Here is a 16515-nt window from a genome sequence, read left to right on the forward strand (position 1 = left end):
AAAATACAATTATTTAGTAATTACTATATTTCTAAAATTTGTTTCATAAAATTTAATAACATCATATTCATTGGACTTGGTAGAGTTTTTTCAACAAATTCTTTTATATGTTTTTTAGTTACTAATGTAATATTCATCTCAATTAACATCATCTTAAATAAATCTATCATCTGAGTTCGTTTTTGTTTTGGAATATAACTTAATATGAATAAAAATGCTTTCTCAGTACCTTTTTCAAAAGTTATATTATTTCCCAACTCAACTTTTTCATTATCAGATTTTTCTATTTCAATCTTTTCTATTTCTTCTGTATCCATTATACCATCTTGACTTATACCTATTCTTTTGTACTGCTCAATTGGAGCATCATTAGATTTCATCAAATAAGCCATTACCTTAATCAAAGATTTCTCTATTTCATAATCTCTATACGGATTATTTTGATTAGGATCTTTTTGTAAATCAAATAACATAGTTCCATACCAATATGGATTAATATAATTAAAGCTATGTATTTTCATTAACCTACAACTTTTTGAAAATGAAAATGGTTCTGATAATTCCATGCCTGCAAACTCATTTACCCCAAATAACTGATTCATATGAGTTGGCATCAAAGTATATTCATAATGTGGGGTATTGTCTGTTGATACAGGTCCTCTCATATACACATATCTGCCATCTGTAACATTAACATGACCTCCTGCCATACCAAACAAGGCACCTTCTCTTATTTTTTTATTATTTAAGATTGTGTCTCTTAGTGACTTGCCTTCCATATCTCTAGGTATCTTGACATTAAAAAATTCTAATAAAGTTGGAGCAATATCTATAGTCTGAACTAATGCATCTCTTTTCTCATTTTTTAATTTCAACCTTGGATCCCATATAAAAAATGGTAGATTAACTATTTCATTATAAAATGGTTGAATATTCTTTCCCCACCATTCATGCTCTCCCAATAAATATCCATGATCCGTATTTACAATAAGCATTGTATCTTCCCACATATCATATCTATCCATTATATCCAAGACTTTTCCTAAATAATTATCGCACATACTTACTAAAGCGGCATATTCACATTTAACGTGCTGTACAGTTTCCTCATCTTCATTGACTTTTGAATAATCAGGCCAATCATGATGTTTGCCATTGTACTCATGAGGATACAAATCTTTATACTTTTTCTGAGTAAAAAAAGGTTCATGTGGATCAAACGTTTCAATCTGCAAAAACCAGTTATCCTGCTTCCTATTTTTTTCAATAAATTCCAATCCATGTTTAAACGTAACAGCTTGGGGCTGTTTTTCTTCTTTATCAAGATATTGTCTATTAACCCAATCTTGTCTCCACAAATCATTTAATTTACTTTTGCAGATAGAATCTGGTATATTAGGGTCTTCAACATTACCTTTCCAGTGATCTCCTTCTTGTCCTCTAGATATTTCCCATGTACTGTATCTGTTATGATATGTAGCTCCTCCGTCTTCCCAATAGTGCATATGATCGCTAACTAAGTGCGTATATACATTATTTTTTTTAAGTATCTCAGGCATTGAATCATCATATGGTTCAATAGGCCCCCAGCTTCTATGTAAAAAATTGTACCTTCCAGTATGTAACTCTCTTCTGGCAGGTATACATGGTAGACTTCCTGCGTAGAAATTCTCAAACATCACAGTTTTTTTTGCTAGCCTATCAAAATTAGGTGTTTTTACCCAACTGTTACCATAAACAGATAAATACTTTTTATTTAATGAATCAAACATTACCATTATTGCTTTCATTAGAAACACCTCTCTTATTATTTTAGGGAACGTTCCCAAAATATCTAAAAAACGAATGATATTCATATCAAGTTTATGGGAACGTTCCCGTTGATATTATAGGACATATTCGCCAATAAGTCAACACTATCATGGAATTATTTGTTTATTTTTCTATTATCTTGACAGATTTGCGTTCAATCATATGTGGTTTTAACAATATTTCTTTGTCATTCACAGGTCTGTTTTGTAATATATCCATTAATAACTTTGCACTTTCTTTTCCCATTTCATAATTAGGTATATTTACAGTTGTTATAAAAGGATAAATCGCACTTATATCATTTCCGCCATGTTCTATACTTATTACAGACACATCATCGGGAACTTTTTTATTCATTTCATATAGAATATTCATGATTTTAATCGTAATATAGCTATCTTCTAAATAAAATGCTGTACAACCACTTTCTAATTTATCTTCTATAACATCATAGATATTATTAGCTAATTTATTAACATCAATTATATTCTCTTCTTCATAGATAATATTTTTTTCTTTACAAAATTCTTTATATGCATCGTATTTACGCACTCCCACTTCCCAAATAGTGCTTCTGTCTGTTATAGATACTATATTAGTATGCCCTTCATCATATAAGTAATTATATACCTGTTTGTTGAACTTCTTATAATGAACATATATATTATATCCACCGTAATCTTTGAATCTTTCACCTATATATACAATAGGTTTATATTCATTTATTGCATTTTGAAGATTATTATCTTCATTTCTCTTAGCTAAGATTATAAGACCATCAATCTTATTTTCTCTAAAATATTTGAGATAATCGTGATCATTATTTTTAAATTCGTTACCTTTGGTTAATAATAAATCAAATATCAATAGAAGACTGTAATCTTGTTTACTTATTATTTCTTCAATACCATTAAGAGTTGAAAGTGCTTGCTTGGATTCAAATACAGAAGATGTCTTTCCAGCGACCTTCGGAATAATAACTCCAATAATATGGTTAGATTTACCTTTCAATCCTCTTGCCATTGCATTTGGGTAATAATCTAATTCTTTTATTGCTCTAAAAACCTTATCTCTTGTTTCTGGTTTTACTGAACCATTGTTAAGTACTCTTGATACCGTGCTTTTTGAAACACCTGCTGCTTTTGCTACATCAATAATAGATTTACTCATTTTTTCTCCTTTTTCTGCTTAAGGATTTCTTCAAATTATATATTTGTCATTATATATTTTATCATAATTATTTTCTAAAATCATATATATATTTTTTTGTTTTCTATATAATAAAAAGTTTTTATATGCTATACTTGTTTTGGTGATAATAATGGCAAATACAATTTATGATGTAGCTAATTTAGCAGGAGTTTCAACTGCAACAGTATCACGTGTAATAAATAAAATAGGTAACGTGAGTCCTAAGACAGAAACTAAAGTTAAAAGCGCAATGGAAAAATTAAATTTCACTCCTAATTCTTTAGCACAAAGTTTTGCTACAATGAAGAGTAAAACTATAGGATTTAACATATCCCTTACTGTTAGCGATGAAATGAGAGATTATTATATTGACTCTGATTACTTCACTGAATTATTTAAAGGTATTAATCGTATAACCCAAAACACTGGGTATAGTATTCTTATTATTAATATCAAAGAGAATTTGGAAAATATCAGATCAGATTTTATTGATAAAAAAAAGATTGACGGTCTTATAATTGGCAATCAACCAGAAGATACGAAAATCTTTAGAAATATAATTAATGCTAAATTACCTGTTGTTTATATAGGGCAATTAAAAAAATACAATAAAGGTCTTCATGTATATGCTCAATATAGTCAATATGTCAAAAATGTTATAGAATATCTATATAACAAGAATCATAGACATATAGCATATTTTGGTGCAAAAAAAGAAGATGAAATAAAAAAACTTATTAAACATAATGATGATATTACTTTAGAATATTATAATTTATTATTCAATAATAAACATCTACGTGAAACTATATTAGAATTATTTAATAAAAAAGAACGACCTACAGCTCTATTTTATGAAGAACTATCTGGTATACAACCCGTTATAAGTATACTCAATGAATTAAATATACGTGTACCTGAAGATATTTCTATTGTATCTGTTGAACATAAAAAAGGATTAGGAAACAATTTCTATCCACCCATTACAAATGTTTATGTACCTGTATATGAAATGGGAAAAAGAGCTACAAAAATATTAATTGATTATATTGAAGGTAATATAACTGAATATAATCATCAATTTGATCTTGAATCAATCATCATTGAAAGAAATAGTGTAATTCAGATCTAAAAAAGAGCAATTCTCTTATAAAGCTCTTTTTTTAGTACTAACTAAAAAAATTAATCCCAAAAGTTTATACCCTTTAGGATTAATTATTAATAAGATGTTTTACAGTAGAAAGCTACTGATTTATACCAGTAGCTATACCAAGGAGTAGAAATATTATTTACTGTACTTATTTTTCTTGTCTTGCATATTATTTTCATACATGTTGTTTTCCATATTGTTGTTATTCATGTTGTTGTTATCCATGTTGTTGTTATCCATGTTGTCCATATTGTTGTTGTACATATTATTTTCCATGTTGTCATTTCTCATACAGTTATTATTGTTATCCATGTTGTCCATATTATTCTCCATGTTGTTATTCATGTTTCTTGATTTATTTCTCTTTGCCATTTATAGACCTCCTTTTAAATTTACATCTTACAGTTATATTATTTGTTATTAGTTTTATTTTATACATATAAAAATAAGTTTTATTTTCATCTTTTATTAAAAAAAGGAAAAACTTGTCAAAAATATATTTGTTTAAAATTTAAAATTTGATATAATAATCTAGAATAAACTTTTAAAATATTTACTGGAAAGAGGTTTATTGATTATGGAATATAAAATAAACAGAATAAGTATCCATGATGTTGAAATAGGTATGGAACTTGCTAATGATGTCCTAACATCTAATGGCTTAATACTTATACCAACTAATACTGTTATTACTCAAAACAATATCTTTAAAATGAATTTATATCAAATATTAAGTGTAGATATTAAAAAATATATTACACCAAAAGAAAATAATATTGATACTGATGTCGAAGATAGAGATTTCACTCAAAAATTTTTAGAATTCAAAACCAACTACGATAACAATAAACAAAAATTAACTAAACAATTAAACCAAATCAGTGAAGGTGGAAATGTTAATATAAAAGATTTGTTTAGAATAAGTAATGATTTAATGAAAGCTCTAAAAAACAAAAGTGAACTATTCAATTATCTTAATCATTTAAGAAGTATAGATGAATATACATATTCCCATTCATTGAATGTGTCTATGCTTTGCAATATATTTGGGCAATGGCTTCATCTTGATAGGCAGCATATAGAAAATTTGACTGTTGCTGGACTTCTTCATGATATAGGAAAATTATCAATTGATGTCAAAATCATTAATAAACCTGGAAAATTGACTGAAGATGAATTTGCTATCATAGAAAAACATCCTGAAATAGGTTATGATATCGTTAAAAACCTAGATTACCCTGAAGAAATAAAAATGGGCATATTAATGCATCATGAAAAAATTGATGGTTCAGGGTATCCATTACATCTAAAAGATACACAGATACATGAATATGGTAAAATAATTGCTATTGCTGATATTTATGACGCTATGACATCTGTTCGTTCCTATCATAAAAAAACTTCACCATTTAAGGTTATTAGACTATTTGAAAGAGAATCTTATGGTTTGCTGGATACTAAATTTTTATTCGTGTTCTTAGAACACATTGCTTATAATTATCTACATAGAACTGTCAGATTATCTAATGGAGAAGTTGGTAAGATCATTTTCATTCATAAAACTACTCCATCAAAACCTATTGTTGATGTAGGAACTGCTATAATAGATATGCAAGATGAAACAGATTTAGATATCGAGGAAATAATGTAAGGTAATTCCTTTAAAATACACCATTTATTATATGAATACTTCTTATAAAACATTTTTTTATTATTTTTTTAATAGAAATTTAATTTTTTTGTTGAAATTATATAAAATATATACTATAATGTGAATATATGATTGTGTTGTTTACCCTTCTTTTTAAGGAGCGATACATATCATATACACTATATAACCCCTTATTAATTATTTATACTCCCCTCATCAAAATAACCACATGGTAACATGTGGTTATTTTATTGCACTAAATTCCTTAAAATACCTGTATTTCCTTTATATATATAATCTTCAACTTAAAATATTATATTAATTATACATTGAGGTAATTAATAAATATACATTACCATTGCACTTAATAATTTTTTTATATTTAGTTAATCCTTTTTTTATTTAAGTAATATTTTTGTAATATTACCTATTCTTCCCATGCCATTGCTCTAGTAACTGCTTTTTTCCAACCTTTGTATTTCTCATCTCTTGTTTCACTGTCAATAGTTGGTTTAAATATTCTATTAATGTCTTTTTCCTTATTTAACTCATCTTTATCCCAAAAACCGACAGCTATCCCAGCTAAATATGCAGCACCTAAAGCAGTGGTCTCTATTACTCTTGGTCTCTCAACAACTACACCTAACATATCTGCTTGGAACTGTAATAGGAAATTATTAGCTGATGCTCCCCCATCTACTTTTAATCTTTCTAGACTTATTCCCGAATCCTCTACCATTGCATTAATTACATCTTTAGATTGATAACCTATAGATTCAAGTGTAGCTCTTATTATATGATTTCTATTAGTTCCTCTAGTTAAGCCTAGTATGGCACCTCTTGCATACATATCCCAATAAGGAGCTCCCAATCCTGCAAATGCTGGTACAACATAAACACCTCCAGAATCTTTTTCTTTCATAGCAAAATACTCACTTTCATCAGATGAGAATATTAATCTCATTTCATCTCTTAACCATTGAATTGAAGCACCAGCAATAAAAATACTACCTTCTAAAGCATATTCCACTCTACCATCTATTCCCCAAGCAATAGTTGTCAACAACCCATTCTTAGAGTTGATTATCTTATCACCAGTATTCATTAAAATAAAACTACCGGTTCCATATGTATTTTTCACCATTCCTGGCTTAAAACAGCCTTGACCGAATAACGCTGCCTGTTGGTCTCCTGCTGCTCCTGCAATAGGTATTCGAGCCCCTCCTAAAGTTTTTTCATGTGTATATCCATATATACTGCTAGATGGTTTTACTTTTGGCATCATTGAAAGAGGAATTTCCAACTCATCAAGTATCTTTTTATCCCAATCAAGTTCTTTAATATTAAACAGCATAGTCCTAGATGCATTGGAATACTCTGTAACATGAACTTCTCCTCTTGTCATATTCCAGATCAACCATGTATCCATAGTTCCAAAAAGCAATTCTCCTTTTTCAGCTTTATCTCTTGCACCTTCTACATTATCTAGAATCCATTTGATTTTAGTTCCTGAGAAATATGCATCTATTATTAGTCCTGTATTTTCTTTAATGTAATCTTCTAATCCTCTATTCTTAAGATCCTCACATATATCTGCAGTTTGTCTTGATTGCCATACTATAGCATTATATATGGGTTTACCAGTATTTTTATCCCAAACAACTGTAGTTTCTCTTTGATTAGTTATACCTATGGCTACAACTTCATTAACATTTACCCCTGCTGTCTCCAAAACTTCTCTCATTACTCCACTTTGAGTACCCCATATCTCCATTGCATCATGTTCCACCCAACCTGGCTTTGGATAGATTTGACTAAATTCCTTCTGAGCTATCTCTACTATATCTCCATTTCTATTAAATAGTATTGCTCTACAACTAGTCGTTCCTTGGTCAAGTGCCATTATATATTTCTTCTCCATAAAAAAACCTCCTAATAATTTTGCTATATATTTTTTCTAAGATGCTCATTATATAGTTATTTTTATTTTAAGTAATATTTACTTAAATATCATATGAAATAATTCAACAAACCAACTGCATCTTTCTTGTAAATATTATACTATATTAACAAATTATTTCATAGGTTTTTTAAGGTATATAGTTGACAACTTCTAATGAATATAATATATTATTACTATACTTTATTAGATATTTATCTAAACATTTAATGAAAGGCTTAAATATAACAGGAGTGATTTAATGAACGAAGTATTTAAAGCATTATCTGATCCTACAAGAAGGAAAATATTAGAATTTTTATATGAAAAGGATATGACTGCTGGTGATATCGCTGATTGTTTCAATATAAGTAAACCATCCATAAGCCATCATTTAAATATTTTAAAAAATTCAAAATTAGTTTTTACTGAACGACGAGGTCAAAAAATAATTTATTCATTGAATACGACATCATTTCAATCGATAATAAAATGGATATATGATTTTACTGGAAAGGACGATACTAAATGAAAAAAAATAGACTAGCACTCATCTTGTGTATCATATCATTCGTAGGTACTATTATTGCATATTTCTATTTGCCTGATGTGATTCCAATACATTGGGGCATTGATGGAAAAGTGGATAATACCGGTCCAAAATATATGTCAATCATATTAAGTTTAATACCTCTAGCTATTTATTTATTAATGAATACATTGCCTAGAATTGATCCGAAACGTGAAAACTATAGAAAACATTCTCGAGCTTATAATATTTTTTCATTTTATATTGTATTATTCTTGATTATAATCAACTGGCTAACAATTCTATTTGCATTAGGTGTGAAAATTGATATTGGATTATTAATTCCAATTCTAGTAGGTATTTTATTTATTATTATTGGCAATTATATGCCACAGTTTCGACATAACTATTTTATTGGCATAAGAACACCTTGGACTCTTGCAGATGACAACATTTGGAAGAAAACACATTTTTATGGTGGATATGTATTTATCATAATAGGTATATTAGTTATGTTAATGGGAATTATATCAAAACCATTTATGCTCTATCTCGGTATGATTATTTCAGTTATATTAATCCTTTCTTTATTTGTTTATTCTTATGTGATTTACAAAAAAACGATTACAAAATAAATTATCATATAAATATTTTAAAATAAATTTCTATTTTTTAACAATTAATAAAAGGAAAAAGGTTCTAGTAGCCTTTTTCCTTTTATCTATCAAAAATATTTTTTGTGGTTTTTTTTGTTTGTTTATTTAAAGTTTATTAGCATATATTATTTATATAGAAAAAAATTAAAAGGATGAATTAGATGACTGACATAATAAGCGAATCAGAACTAGAAACCAAACTTAATGAATTTAGGGATATACTTCTTAACTACGATTACTCTGAAATTGAAAATGTAATATTTTATGATATCAACTCATTAAATTATTATATTGAAAATAACAAAGGAAATCCTTTTGAAAAACAATACGATGCAATCGAAAAAATATTGAACAGTATTTATCAATACTTGCCATGTAGTCTGTCAGATGATACTATTAATGTAATATCTGAAATACTTAATGTTAAATACCAAGATGAAAGTCTCATGAAACAAAACGTGTTATTTAACGTTAAGCTGGAATTTATTGAAATGGTAAAAAATATAACTACAGAAGATGAATGGAATAGACTTGTTATTTCATGTAAAAAAATTAGAAATACGAAAGAAGAACTTGAAAGGAATGAAAAGAATTATGAGTATTTGGGGAGATAAACCCTATTATTCATTAAATTACTATTTAAGAGAATTATATGGTGAAAAAATATATAAAATTGCTATTGACGGAGGTTTTACATGTCCCAATAGAGATGGTAAGATCGGTACTAAGGGTTGTATTTTCTGCAGTGAAGGTGGCTCAGGAGACTTTGCTTCCTCCAAGACACTGTCAATATACGACCAAATAGAACAAGGGAAAAAAAGATTATCTTCCAAAAAAACAGGAAATAAATATATTGCTTACTTTCAAGCATATACTAATACTTATGCACCTGTAGATCGTTTAAAGGCACTTTTTAGCCAAGCAATTTCACATCCTGATATAATAGGTCTATCTATAGCTACAAGGCCAGATTGTTTAGATGATGATGTTGTAAAACTATTATCACACATTAACAAAAATAAAAAGGTATGGATTGAACTAGGTCTACAGACAATCCATACCTCTTCTGCAGCTTTCATACGAAGAGGTTATGACTTAAGTTGTTTTAATACTGCTGTAGAAAAGCTTAGTGATGCCGGACTAGAAACAATAGTACATCTTATATTAGGACTCCCAAATGAAACAAAAGAAGACATGCTACAATCAGTTAAATACATCTGTACTAAAAAAATACAGGGTGTTAAATTGCAACTGTTACATATTCTTAAAAATACAGGTCTAGCGGATTATTATGCTAAGAATAATTATGAAACATTAACTATGGATGAATATATGGATATATTAATATCATGTATAGAAATCATTCCCCCTAATATAGTTATACATCGTATAACTGGAGATGGACCTAAAAATTTATTGATAGCACCACGTTGGAGCAGTAACAAAAAAGTAGTACTAAATACAATTCTAAAAGAATTTAAAGCCCGTAACACATGGCAAGGAAAGAAATCAGATTATGTTTAACTTTATTAATATAAATTACCTACTTGTTTATTTTTGAATTTTAATATACAATAGTTGTTAATATATAAAGTGTATAAGTAGATAATAACCACTATATGTTGTGGTTACTACTTATATATTTATTATAAATTAGAACTGTTAAGGAGGTTTTTATGAAAGGTTCAAATCATGAATTAAGTGTAAACAAATTAATTATTCTCTATATGATTGATAAATTAGACATGCCTATGTCATATACTCAGATTTCAGAATTTTTATTAGCTCATGAATATATGAACTATTTTTCACTACAACAATATTTTTCTGAACTAGTTGAAACCAACTTATTAGTCACTAAAGTTATAGATCATTCAACTAGGTACTCAATTACAGAAAACGGTAAAAAAACATTAGAATATTTTGAAAATAGAATACCAGAAAGTATTTGTACTGAAATACTTAACTACCTAAAAGATAAAAAATTAGAATTGAAAGATGAATATGAAATAACAGCTGAATATTATCCCAAAAAAAACGGTGAATATATAGTTAATTGTGTAGCCAAAGAAAAAAAAGATTTATTATTGGATATTAAGATCAATGTAGTATCTAAAGATCATGCTCTTAAAATATGTGAAAATTGGAAAGAAAACACTCATACGATTTATGGGAAAATATTAGAAGAGTTGATTAAAGCGTAGCGGCATATACTTGTTTTTTCTTGCCTTACTCCTTAAGGATCGGTCTGCGAAAAAACAAGTATATGCCGCTTTCCCGGAAATAAAATTAAGTTACTTAGATGATAATGCTTACGGTACGTTATATCATTATGACTTGTCCCTATACCACTACAATTATATTTTAAGTTACTTCTATAATATAATTACAGCACATTATTTTTTACGTTAATTGTACTACGGAAGGAAGTAAAGGGGTATGTGTAGTCGCGAGCCATGGACGGCGAGCCCAGCTATTTAAACATGGACGTTTAATTTGCTAGCGTAACATACCCCTTTACTTCCTGACCGTCTTGCACGTTATATCGTTATAACTCCCTATACCATTACAATAAAATTTTAATATTAATTAGTTAATTATCGCTATCTATAATACTATCTAACATCTCCCACAATTCATCTTTCCCCTGTTTAGTAGTAGCTGAAAAAGGAACAATTCTATTACGGTCTTTTATATTAAAAGCTTTTTTTATTACACTTACGTGCTTATCTACTTGGCTTCTCTTTAGTTTATCCAATTTTGTTGCAATAACAATAGGAGCAAAACCATTGTAGACTATCCAATCATAGAGCATTTTATCATTGTTGTTGGGTTCATGCCTTATATCTACTAATAGTAGAATCTGTTTTAATTGTTGTCTTTCATAGAGATAACTCTCAATAAATTTACCCCAGCGTTCTCGTTCTTGTTTTGAAACTTTTGCGTAGCCGTATCCTGGTAAATCAACAAAATATAGCTTATCTTCAACATTGTAGAAATTTATTGTTTGTGTTTTTCCTGGTTGTGAAGAAGTTCTTGCATAGGACTTTCTGTTAATCAGGGCATTAATCAATGATGATTTACCTACATTGGATTTACCTGCAAAAGCTATTTCTAATAGATTAGTATCAGGAAATTGTGAAGCACTACCTGATACAACTTCTAGGTTTACGTTGTTTACGATCATATTATCTCCTGCCTCTTTAATTCGTATTTATTATGGCTTCTTCTATAACTTCATCCATGTTAGTAACATATATGATTTCAAGTCCATTAGTAATCTCTCTATCAACTTCAGATATGTTCTTGGTATTATCTTTTGGTATTAGTACTTTTTTAATACCTGCTCTTTTTGCAGCTAATAATTTTTCTTTTAATCCACCGATTGGAAGTACTCTTCCTCGTAATGTTATTTCTCCTGTCATAGCGACGTCATTTTTTACAGGTTTATTAGTTAGAGCTGAAATCATAGCAGTTGCCATAGTAATACCTGCTGATGGACCATCTTTTGGAACCGCACCCTCTGGAATATGAATATGGATATCAATATTTTTATGAAAATCTTCATCTATATCCAGCTCTTTTGTCTTAGAACGAATATAACTTATACCAGCCTTAGCAGATTCTTTCATTACATCTCCTAATTGACCTGTTAATTCAAATTTTCCTGTACCCTTCATAGTATTTACTTCTATAGAAAGAGTATCTCCTCCAACAGCTGTCCAAGCTAATCCTCTAACTACACCTACTTGAGATTTATCAGCTATTCTCTCAAAAGTATATAGTGGTATACCAAGATATTTTTGAATATTTTGTTCAGTTATCTTAATATACTCTTTATCATTAACTAATACTTCTTTTGCAACCTTCCTGCATATTTCTCCAATTCTTCTTTCTAAATTTCTAACTCCAGCTTCTCTAGTATAATCATCGATAAGTGTTTTTAATGCATTTTTGCTTATCTTGAGTTGACCTTCTTTCAATCCATGCTTATTCATTTGTTTTGCAATAAGATGGTTCGTTGCAATATGAAACTTCTCATTAGCAGTATAGCTGGAAACTTCTATTAGTTCTAATCTATCTAGAAGAGGCCTAGGTATAGTTTGAATTGAATTAGCTGTTGCAATAAATAATACATCAGATAGATCAACTGGTAGTTCAATATAATGATCTCTAAATTTATTATTTTGTTCAGAATCAAGTACTTCTAATAATGCAGAGGATGGATCTCCTCGGAAATCAGAACTCATTTTGTCGATTTCATCAAAAAGCATTAACGTGTTACTAGAACCTGCTTGCTTAAGTCCATTAACTATGCGTCCTGGCATAGCTCCAATATATGTTCTTCTATGTCCTCTTATTTCAGCTTCATCTCTTACTCCTCCTAAAGAAATTCTTACGTATTTTCTATTTAAGGCTTGTGCAATAGATTTAGCTATTGAAGTCTTACCTGTACCAGGTGGTCCTACTAAACATAATATGGGACTATCAGTTTTACTTGATAACTTCCTGACTGCTAGATGTTCTAATATTCTCTCTTTAACTTTTTTCAAACCATAATGGTCTTTTTCCAGAATTTCTTCTGCTCCCTTTATATCTTTGGACTCTTTAGTTTTTTTATTCCATGGAAGTTCCAAAAGACATTCGATGTAATTTCTGACTACTACACCTTCAGAAGAACCATTAGGTATTTTTTTCATTCTTCCTATTTCTTTTTCTATCTTTTCTTTTACAATTTTTGGTGCTTTTAGGCTTTTAAGTTGCTTAGTATATTTTTCTACTTCTTCACCTAATCCGTACTTATCTCCTAATTCGCTTTGTATTACTTTTAGCTGTTCTCTAAGGAAATATTCTTTTTGATTCTTATCGATCTTTTGTTTAACTTGAATTTGAATATCCTTTTTAATTCTACTAAGTTCAATTTCACTTTTTAAAATGGATATAGTTGTTTTTAATCTTTCTACAGGATTAATTTCCCCTAATATCTTTTGCTTATTCTCAAGAGAGATACTGATATTAGCAGCGATACTATCTGCCAATTTACCCACATCTTTAATTCCTAACATATTCTTAATAGTCTCAATAGAATACTGTGGATTAACATTAGAATACTCTTCTAAACTTTCAAAAGTTATTCTTAGTAATGCCTCTTTTTCTTCTTCATTTATTTCATAATTTGTTTTTTCAATGTTCTCAACTTCTGTCATTATGAACGGCTCTTCAAAAACAAATTTATTTATTTCTCCTCTTTCTAGACCTTCTACTAAAACTCTAATTATATTACCTGGAAGTTTTATTAACTGTTTTATCTTAGAGATTGTACCTATTTTGTATAAATTATCCGTTAACGGTTCATCTTCCTTTGCATCTTTTTGAGCTACAAGAAAAATCAACTGTTGATTCGTCATCGCTTCCTCTAATGCATTTACAGATTTCTTACGATTTACATCAAAATGTATAATCATATCAGGTAAAACGTTAATGCCTCTAAGGGCTAGTAAAGGAATTTTTATCATAGTTTTTTCCATGTTTATGTAACCTCGCTCCTTAAAAGAATTTTTATCATATGAAATTCAATGCGCTTTAATAAAAAGCCCCCTACTAGGCAGGGGGTATTTTATTTATAGGAAATTTTATTCCTAAGCTGTTTCATTTTCATTTTTACGTTTAGTTCTTTTTTTAGCCACAGGCTTTTTAAGTGATTGAATATTTTCATTAACCACTAATGTTGGATTTTCATTATTATCAATTACTTCTTTTGTAATTACGCATTTTTCTATTTTATCGTTCGAAGGTATTTCAAACATAACTTCTGTCATTATTTCTTCTATTATTGCTCTAAGCCCTCTCGCCCCTGTCTTACGATCAAGAGATTTCTTAGCTATTGATGTAAGAGCATCATCATTGAATTCTAATTCCACATTATCCATACTGAAGAGTGTTTGATATTGTTTTACTAAGGAATTCTTAGGTTTTACAAGTATATCAACTAGAGCATCTTCTGTTAAATTATCAAGAGTGACATTAACAGGTATACGTCCAACAAATTCTGGAATAAGTCCAAATTTTATAAGGTCCTGTGGTAAAAGTTCTTTTAATACATGACCTATTTGTTGGTTTTTAATACTATCAACTGTAGCACCAAATCCCATTGACTTTTCACCAACACGTTGTTGTATTATCTTTTCTAAACCGTCAAAAGCACCTGCACATATAAATAGAATATTAGTAGTATCTATTTGTATAAATTCTTGATGTGGATGTTTTCTTCCACCTTGTGGAGGAACAGAAGCAATAGTTCCTTCTAAAATCTTCAATAATGCTTGTTGAACACCTTCACCACTTACATCTCTTGTAATTGATGGATTATCCGATTTTCTAGCTATCTTATCTATTTCATCAATGTATATGATTCCTTGTTCAGCCTTTTCTATATCAAAATCTGCTGCTTGAATAAGTCGTAGTAATATATTTTCAACATCTTCACCGACATAACCTGCTTCAGTTAATGAAGTAGCATCCGCTATTGCAAAAGGTACACCTAACATTTTTGCCAATGTCTGTGCCATATATGTCTTACCTGAACCTGTTGGTCCAACCATGATAATATTACTCTTCTGAAGTTCTACATCATCGTTTTTAATATCACTTCTGATTCTTTTGTAATGATTATAAACAGCTACTGCCAATGTTTTCTTAGCATCTTCTTGACCAATAACATATTCATCTAGAAATGTTTTTATTTCTAGTGGTTTTGGTATATTTTCAAGATCTTGCGCTTCTTTGTAATCTTGGAATTCTTCTTCTATAATTTCTGCACATAGTTCAATACACTCGTCACAAATATAAACGTTAGGACCTGCTATAAGTTTCCTTACTTGGTCTTGAGCTTTGTGACAAAATGAACACCTAAGTTGTTTTTTGTCTTCATATTTATTAGCCACTGCTTCACCTACTTTCGGCTATCTTTTTTCAAATACTTTGTCAATAAGACCATATTCTTTAGCAGCTTCAGCTGTTAGGAAGTTATCTCTATCAGTGTCTTTTTCTATAACTTCTAATGGCTGACCAGTTCTTTCGCTTAGTATTTGATTAAGTTTTTCTCTTATTGCAATTATTCTATCTGCGTGTATTTTAATATCAACAGCTTGACCTTGAGTTCCTCCAAGTGGTTGATGTATCATTATTTCTGCATTAGGCAAAGCAAATCTTTTTCCTTTAGCTCCACCTGCAAGTAAGAATGCACCCATACTAGCAGCCATACCAATACATATTGTTGAAACATCAGGTTTAATGTATTGCATAGTGTCATATATAGCCATTCCTGCTGTAATTGACCCTCCTGGACTATTTATATATACATGAATGTCTTTTTCTGGGTCTTCAGCTTCTAGGAATAATAATTGAGCTACAACTAAGCTTGCAGTTGTGTCATTTACTTCCTCGCCTAAAAAAATAATTCTTTCTTTTAAAAGTCTGGAAAAAATATCGTAAGATCTTTCTCCTCTACTTGTTTGCTCTACGACATAAGGTACTAAACTCATAATTTTTACCTCCTCTACCTTTTATCTTACGCAAATAAAGTGC

15 protein-coding genes are annotated in these 16515 nt (G+C 29.3%); 7 read left to right on the forward strand and 8 right to left on the reverse strand.

The genetic code is table 11. From position 1 onward, the window contains the following. Positions 1–23 precede the first annotated feature (23 nt). Positions 24–1790 carry a sulfatase gene (locus tag QMG30_RS02930; RefSeq protein WP_309298622.1) on the reverse strand — a complete coding sequence of 589 codons (1767 nt, stop codon included), beginning with the start codon at positions 1788–1790 and terminating at the stop codon, positions 24–26. A gap of 145 nt (positions 1791–1935) precedes the next feature. Beyond that, on the reverse strand, positions 1936–2982 hold the full coding sequence (locus QMG30_RS02935) for a LacI family DNA-binding transcriptional regulator (RefSeq protein WP_281812073.1): 1047 nt from the start codon (positions 2980–2982) through the stop codon (positions 1936–1938). 151 nt (positions 2983–3133) lie between these two features. Between QMG30_RS02935 and QMG30_RS02940 the strand changes: the two genes are divergently transcribed. Beyond that, a complete protein-coding gene (locus tag QMG30_RS02940) occupies positions 3134–4135 on the forward strand; it encodes a LacI family DNA-binding transcriptional regulator (RefSeq protein ID WP_281812075.1) in 1002 nt (333 codons plus the stop codon). 153 nt (positions 4136–4288) lie between these two features. On the opposite strand, the gene QMG30_RS02945 is transcribed toward QMG30_RS02940, so the two are convergent. Next, positions 4289–4525, reverse strand: coding sequence for a hypothetical protein (locus QMG30_RS02945; protein ID WP_281812077.1), 237 nt, complete (start codon positions 4523–4525; stop codon positions 4289–4291). A 205-nt stretch (positions 4526–4730) separates the two neighbouring features. On the opposite strand from QMG30_RS02945, the gene QMG30_RS02950 reads away from it, so the two are divergent. Then, on the forward strand, positions 4731–5804 hold the full coding sequence (locus tag QMG30_RS02950) for an HD-GYP domain-containing protein (RefSeq protein WP_281812078.1): 1074 nt from the start codon (positions 4731–4733) through the stop codon (positions 5802–5804). Between the two features lie 427 nt (positions 5805–6231). Here the strand turns inward: QMG30_RS02950 and glpK are convergent, their stop codons facing one another. After that, positions 6232–7725 (reverse strand): glycerol kinase GlpK, encoded by a 1494-nt coding sequence (gene glpK / locus QMG30_RS02955; protein WP_281812080.1) that lies wholly within the window; start codon positions 7723–7725, stop codon positions 6232–6234. A 280-nt stretch (positions 7726–8005) separates the two neighbouring features. On the opposite strand from glpK, the gene QMG30_RS02960 reads away from it, so the two are divergent. The 5 genes from QMG30_RS02960 (at position 8006) to QMG30_RS02980 (ending at position 11132) form a co-directional block, all read left to right on the forward strand. Beyond that, on the forward strand, positions 8006–8275 hold the full coding sequence (locus QMG30_RS02960; RefSeq protein WP_281812082.1) for an autorepressor SdpR family transcription factor: 270 nt from the start codon (positions 8006–8008) through the stop codon (positions 8273–8275). Further along, entirely contained in the window at positions 8272–8907 is a 636-nt protein-coding gene (locus tag QMG30_RS02965) for an SdpI family protein (RefSeq protein WP_281812084.1), read from the forward strand. The genes QMG30_RS02960 and QMG30_RS02965 overlap by 4 nt, the downstream gene beginning before the upstream one ends. A gap of 182 nt (positions 8908–9089) precedes the next feature. Next, positions 9090–9542 (forward strand): hypothetical protein, encoded by a 453-nt coding sequence (locus QMG30_RS02970; RefSeq protein WP_281812086.1) that lies wholly within the window; start codon positions 9090–9092, stop codon positions 9540–9542. Further along, positions 9511–10452 carry a tRNA modification radical SAM protein MnmL/YtqA gene (gene mnmL / locus QMG30_RS02975; protein WP_281812088.1) on the forward strand — a complete coding sequence of 314 codons (942 nt, stop codon included), beginning with the start codon at positions 9511–9513 and terminating at the stop codon, positions 10450–10452. Before QMG30_RS02970 ends, mnmL begins: the two co-directional genes overlap by 32 nt. A 152-nt stretch (positions 10453–10604) precedes the next feature. Continuing rightward, on the forward strand, positions 10605–11132 hold the full coding sequence (locus QMG30_RS02980; protein ID WP_281812090.1) for a DUF4364 family protein: 528 nt from the start codon (positions 10605–10607) through the stop codon (positions 11130–11132). A gap of 389 nt (positions 11133–11521) precedes the next feature. Here QMG30_RS02980 and yihA read toward each other — a convergent pair whose 3' ends face one another. From yihA to clpP, 4 genes are all read right to left on the reverse strand, one after another. Next, positions 11522–12115 (reverse strand): ribosome biogenesis GTP-binding protein YihA/YsxC, encoded by a 594-nt coding sequence (gene yihA, locus QMG30_RS02985; RefSeq protein ID WP_281812092.1) that lies wholly within the window; start codon positions 12113–12115, stop codon positions 11522–11524. Positions 12116–12131: 16 nt separating this feature from the next. Next, positions 12132–14456: an endopeptidase La gene (lon, locus tag QMG30_RS02990; protein ID WP_281812094.1), complete on the reverse strand. Its 2325-nt coding sequence runs from the start codon at positions 14454–14456 to the stop codon at positions 12132–12134. Positions 14457–14567: 111 nt separating this feature from the next. Continuing rightward, positions 14568–15872, reverse strand: coding sequence for an ATP-dependent Clp protease ATP-binding subunit ClpX (gene clpX / locus QMG30_RS02995; protein WP_281812096.1), 1305 nt, complete (start codon positions 15870–15872; stop codon positions 14568–14570). A gap of 18 nt (positions 15873–15890) precedes the next feature. Further along, positions 15891–16472: an ATP-dependent Clp endopeptidase proteolytic subunit ClpP gene (gene clpP / locus QMG30_RS03000; RefSeq protein ID WP_281812098.1), complete on the reverse strand. Its 582-nt coding sequence runs from the start codon at positions 16470–16472 to the stop codon at positions 15891–15893. Positions 16473–16515: the final 43 nt, after the last annotated feature.

Source organism: Vallitalea longa (assembly GCF_027923465.1).
Lineage (GTDB): Bacteria > Bacillota > Clostridia > Lachnospirales > Vallitaleaceae > Vallitalea > Vallitalea longa.

What these genes read in the sequence shown, in the direction of transcription:
- QMG30_RS02970 (WP_281812086.1), top strand. Translation starts at nt 9,090, where the DNA reads ATGACTGACATAATAAGCGAATCAGAACTAGAAACCAAACTTAATGAA.
- QMG30_RS02935 (WP_281812073.1), bottom strand. Translation starts at nt 2,982, where the DNA reads ATGAGTAAATCTATTATTGATGTAGCAAAAGCAGCAGGTGTTTCAAAA.
- lon (WP_281812094.1), bottom strand. Translation starts at nt 14,456, where the DNA reads ATGGAAAAAACTATGATAAAAATTCCTTTACTAGCCCTTAGAGGCATT.
- QMG30_RS02930 (WP_309298622.1), bottom strand. Translation starts at nt 1,790, where the DNA reads ATGAAAGCAATAATGGTAATGTTTGATTCATTAAATAAAAAGTATTTA.
- QMG30_RS02965 (WP_281812084.1), top strand. Translation starts at nt 8,272, where the DNA reads ATGAAAAAAAATAGACTAGCACTCATCTTGTGTATCATATCATTCGTA.
- QMG30_RS02960 (WP_281812082.1), top strand. Translation starts at nt 8,006, where the DNA reads ATGAACGAAGTATTTAAAGCATTATCTGATCCTACAAGAAGGAAAATA.
- QMG30_RS02950 (WP_281812078.1), top strand. Translation starts at nt 4,731, where the DNA reads ATGGAATATAAAATAAACAGAATAAGTATCCATGATGTTGAAATAGGT.
- mnmL (WP_281812088.1), top strand. Translation starts at nt 9,511, where the DNA reads ATGAAAAGAATTATGAGTATTTGGGGAGATAAACCCTATTATTCATTA.
- glpK (WP_281812080.1), bottom strand. Translation starts at nt 7,725, where the DNA reads ATGGAGAAGAAATATATAATGGCACTTGACCAAGGAACGACTAGTTGT.
- QMG30_RS02980 (WP_281812090.1), top strand. Translation starts at nt 10,605, where the DNA reads ATGAAAGGTTCAAATCATGAATTAAGTGTAAACAAATTAATTATTCTC.
- clpP (WP_281812098.1), bottom strand. Translation starts at nt 16,472, where the DNA reads ATGAGTTTAGTACCTTATGTCGTAGAGCAAACAAGTAGAGGAGAAAGA.
- QMG30_RS02945 (WP_281812077.1), bottom strand. Translation starts at nt 4,525, where the DNA reads ATGGCAAAGAGAAATAAATCAAGAAACATGAATAACAACATGGAGAAT.
- yihA (WP_281812092.1), bottom strand. Translation starts at nt 12,115, where the DNA reads ATGATCGTAAACAACGTAAACCTAGAAGTTGTATCAGGTAGTGCTTCA.
- QMG30_RS02940 (WP_281812075.1), top strand. Translation starts at nt 3,134, where the DNA reads ATGGCAAATACAATTTATGATGTAGCTAATTTAGCAGGAGTTTCAACT.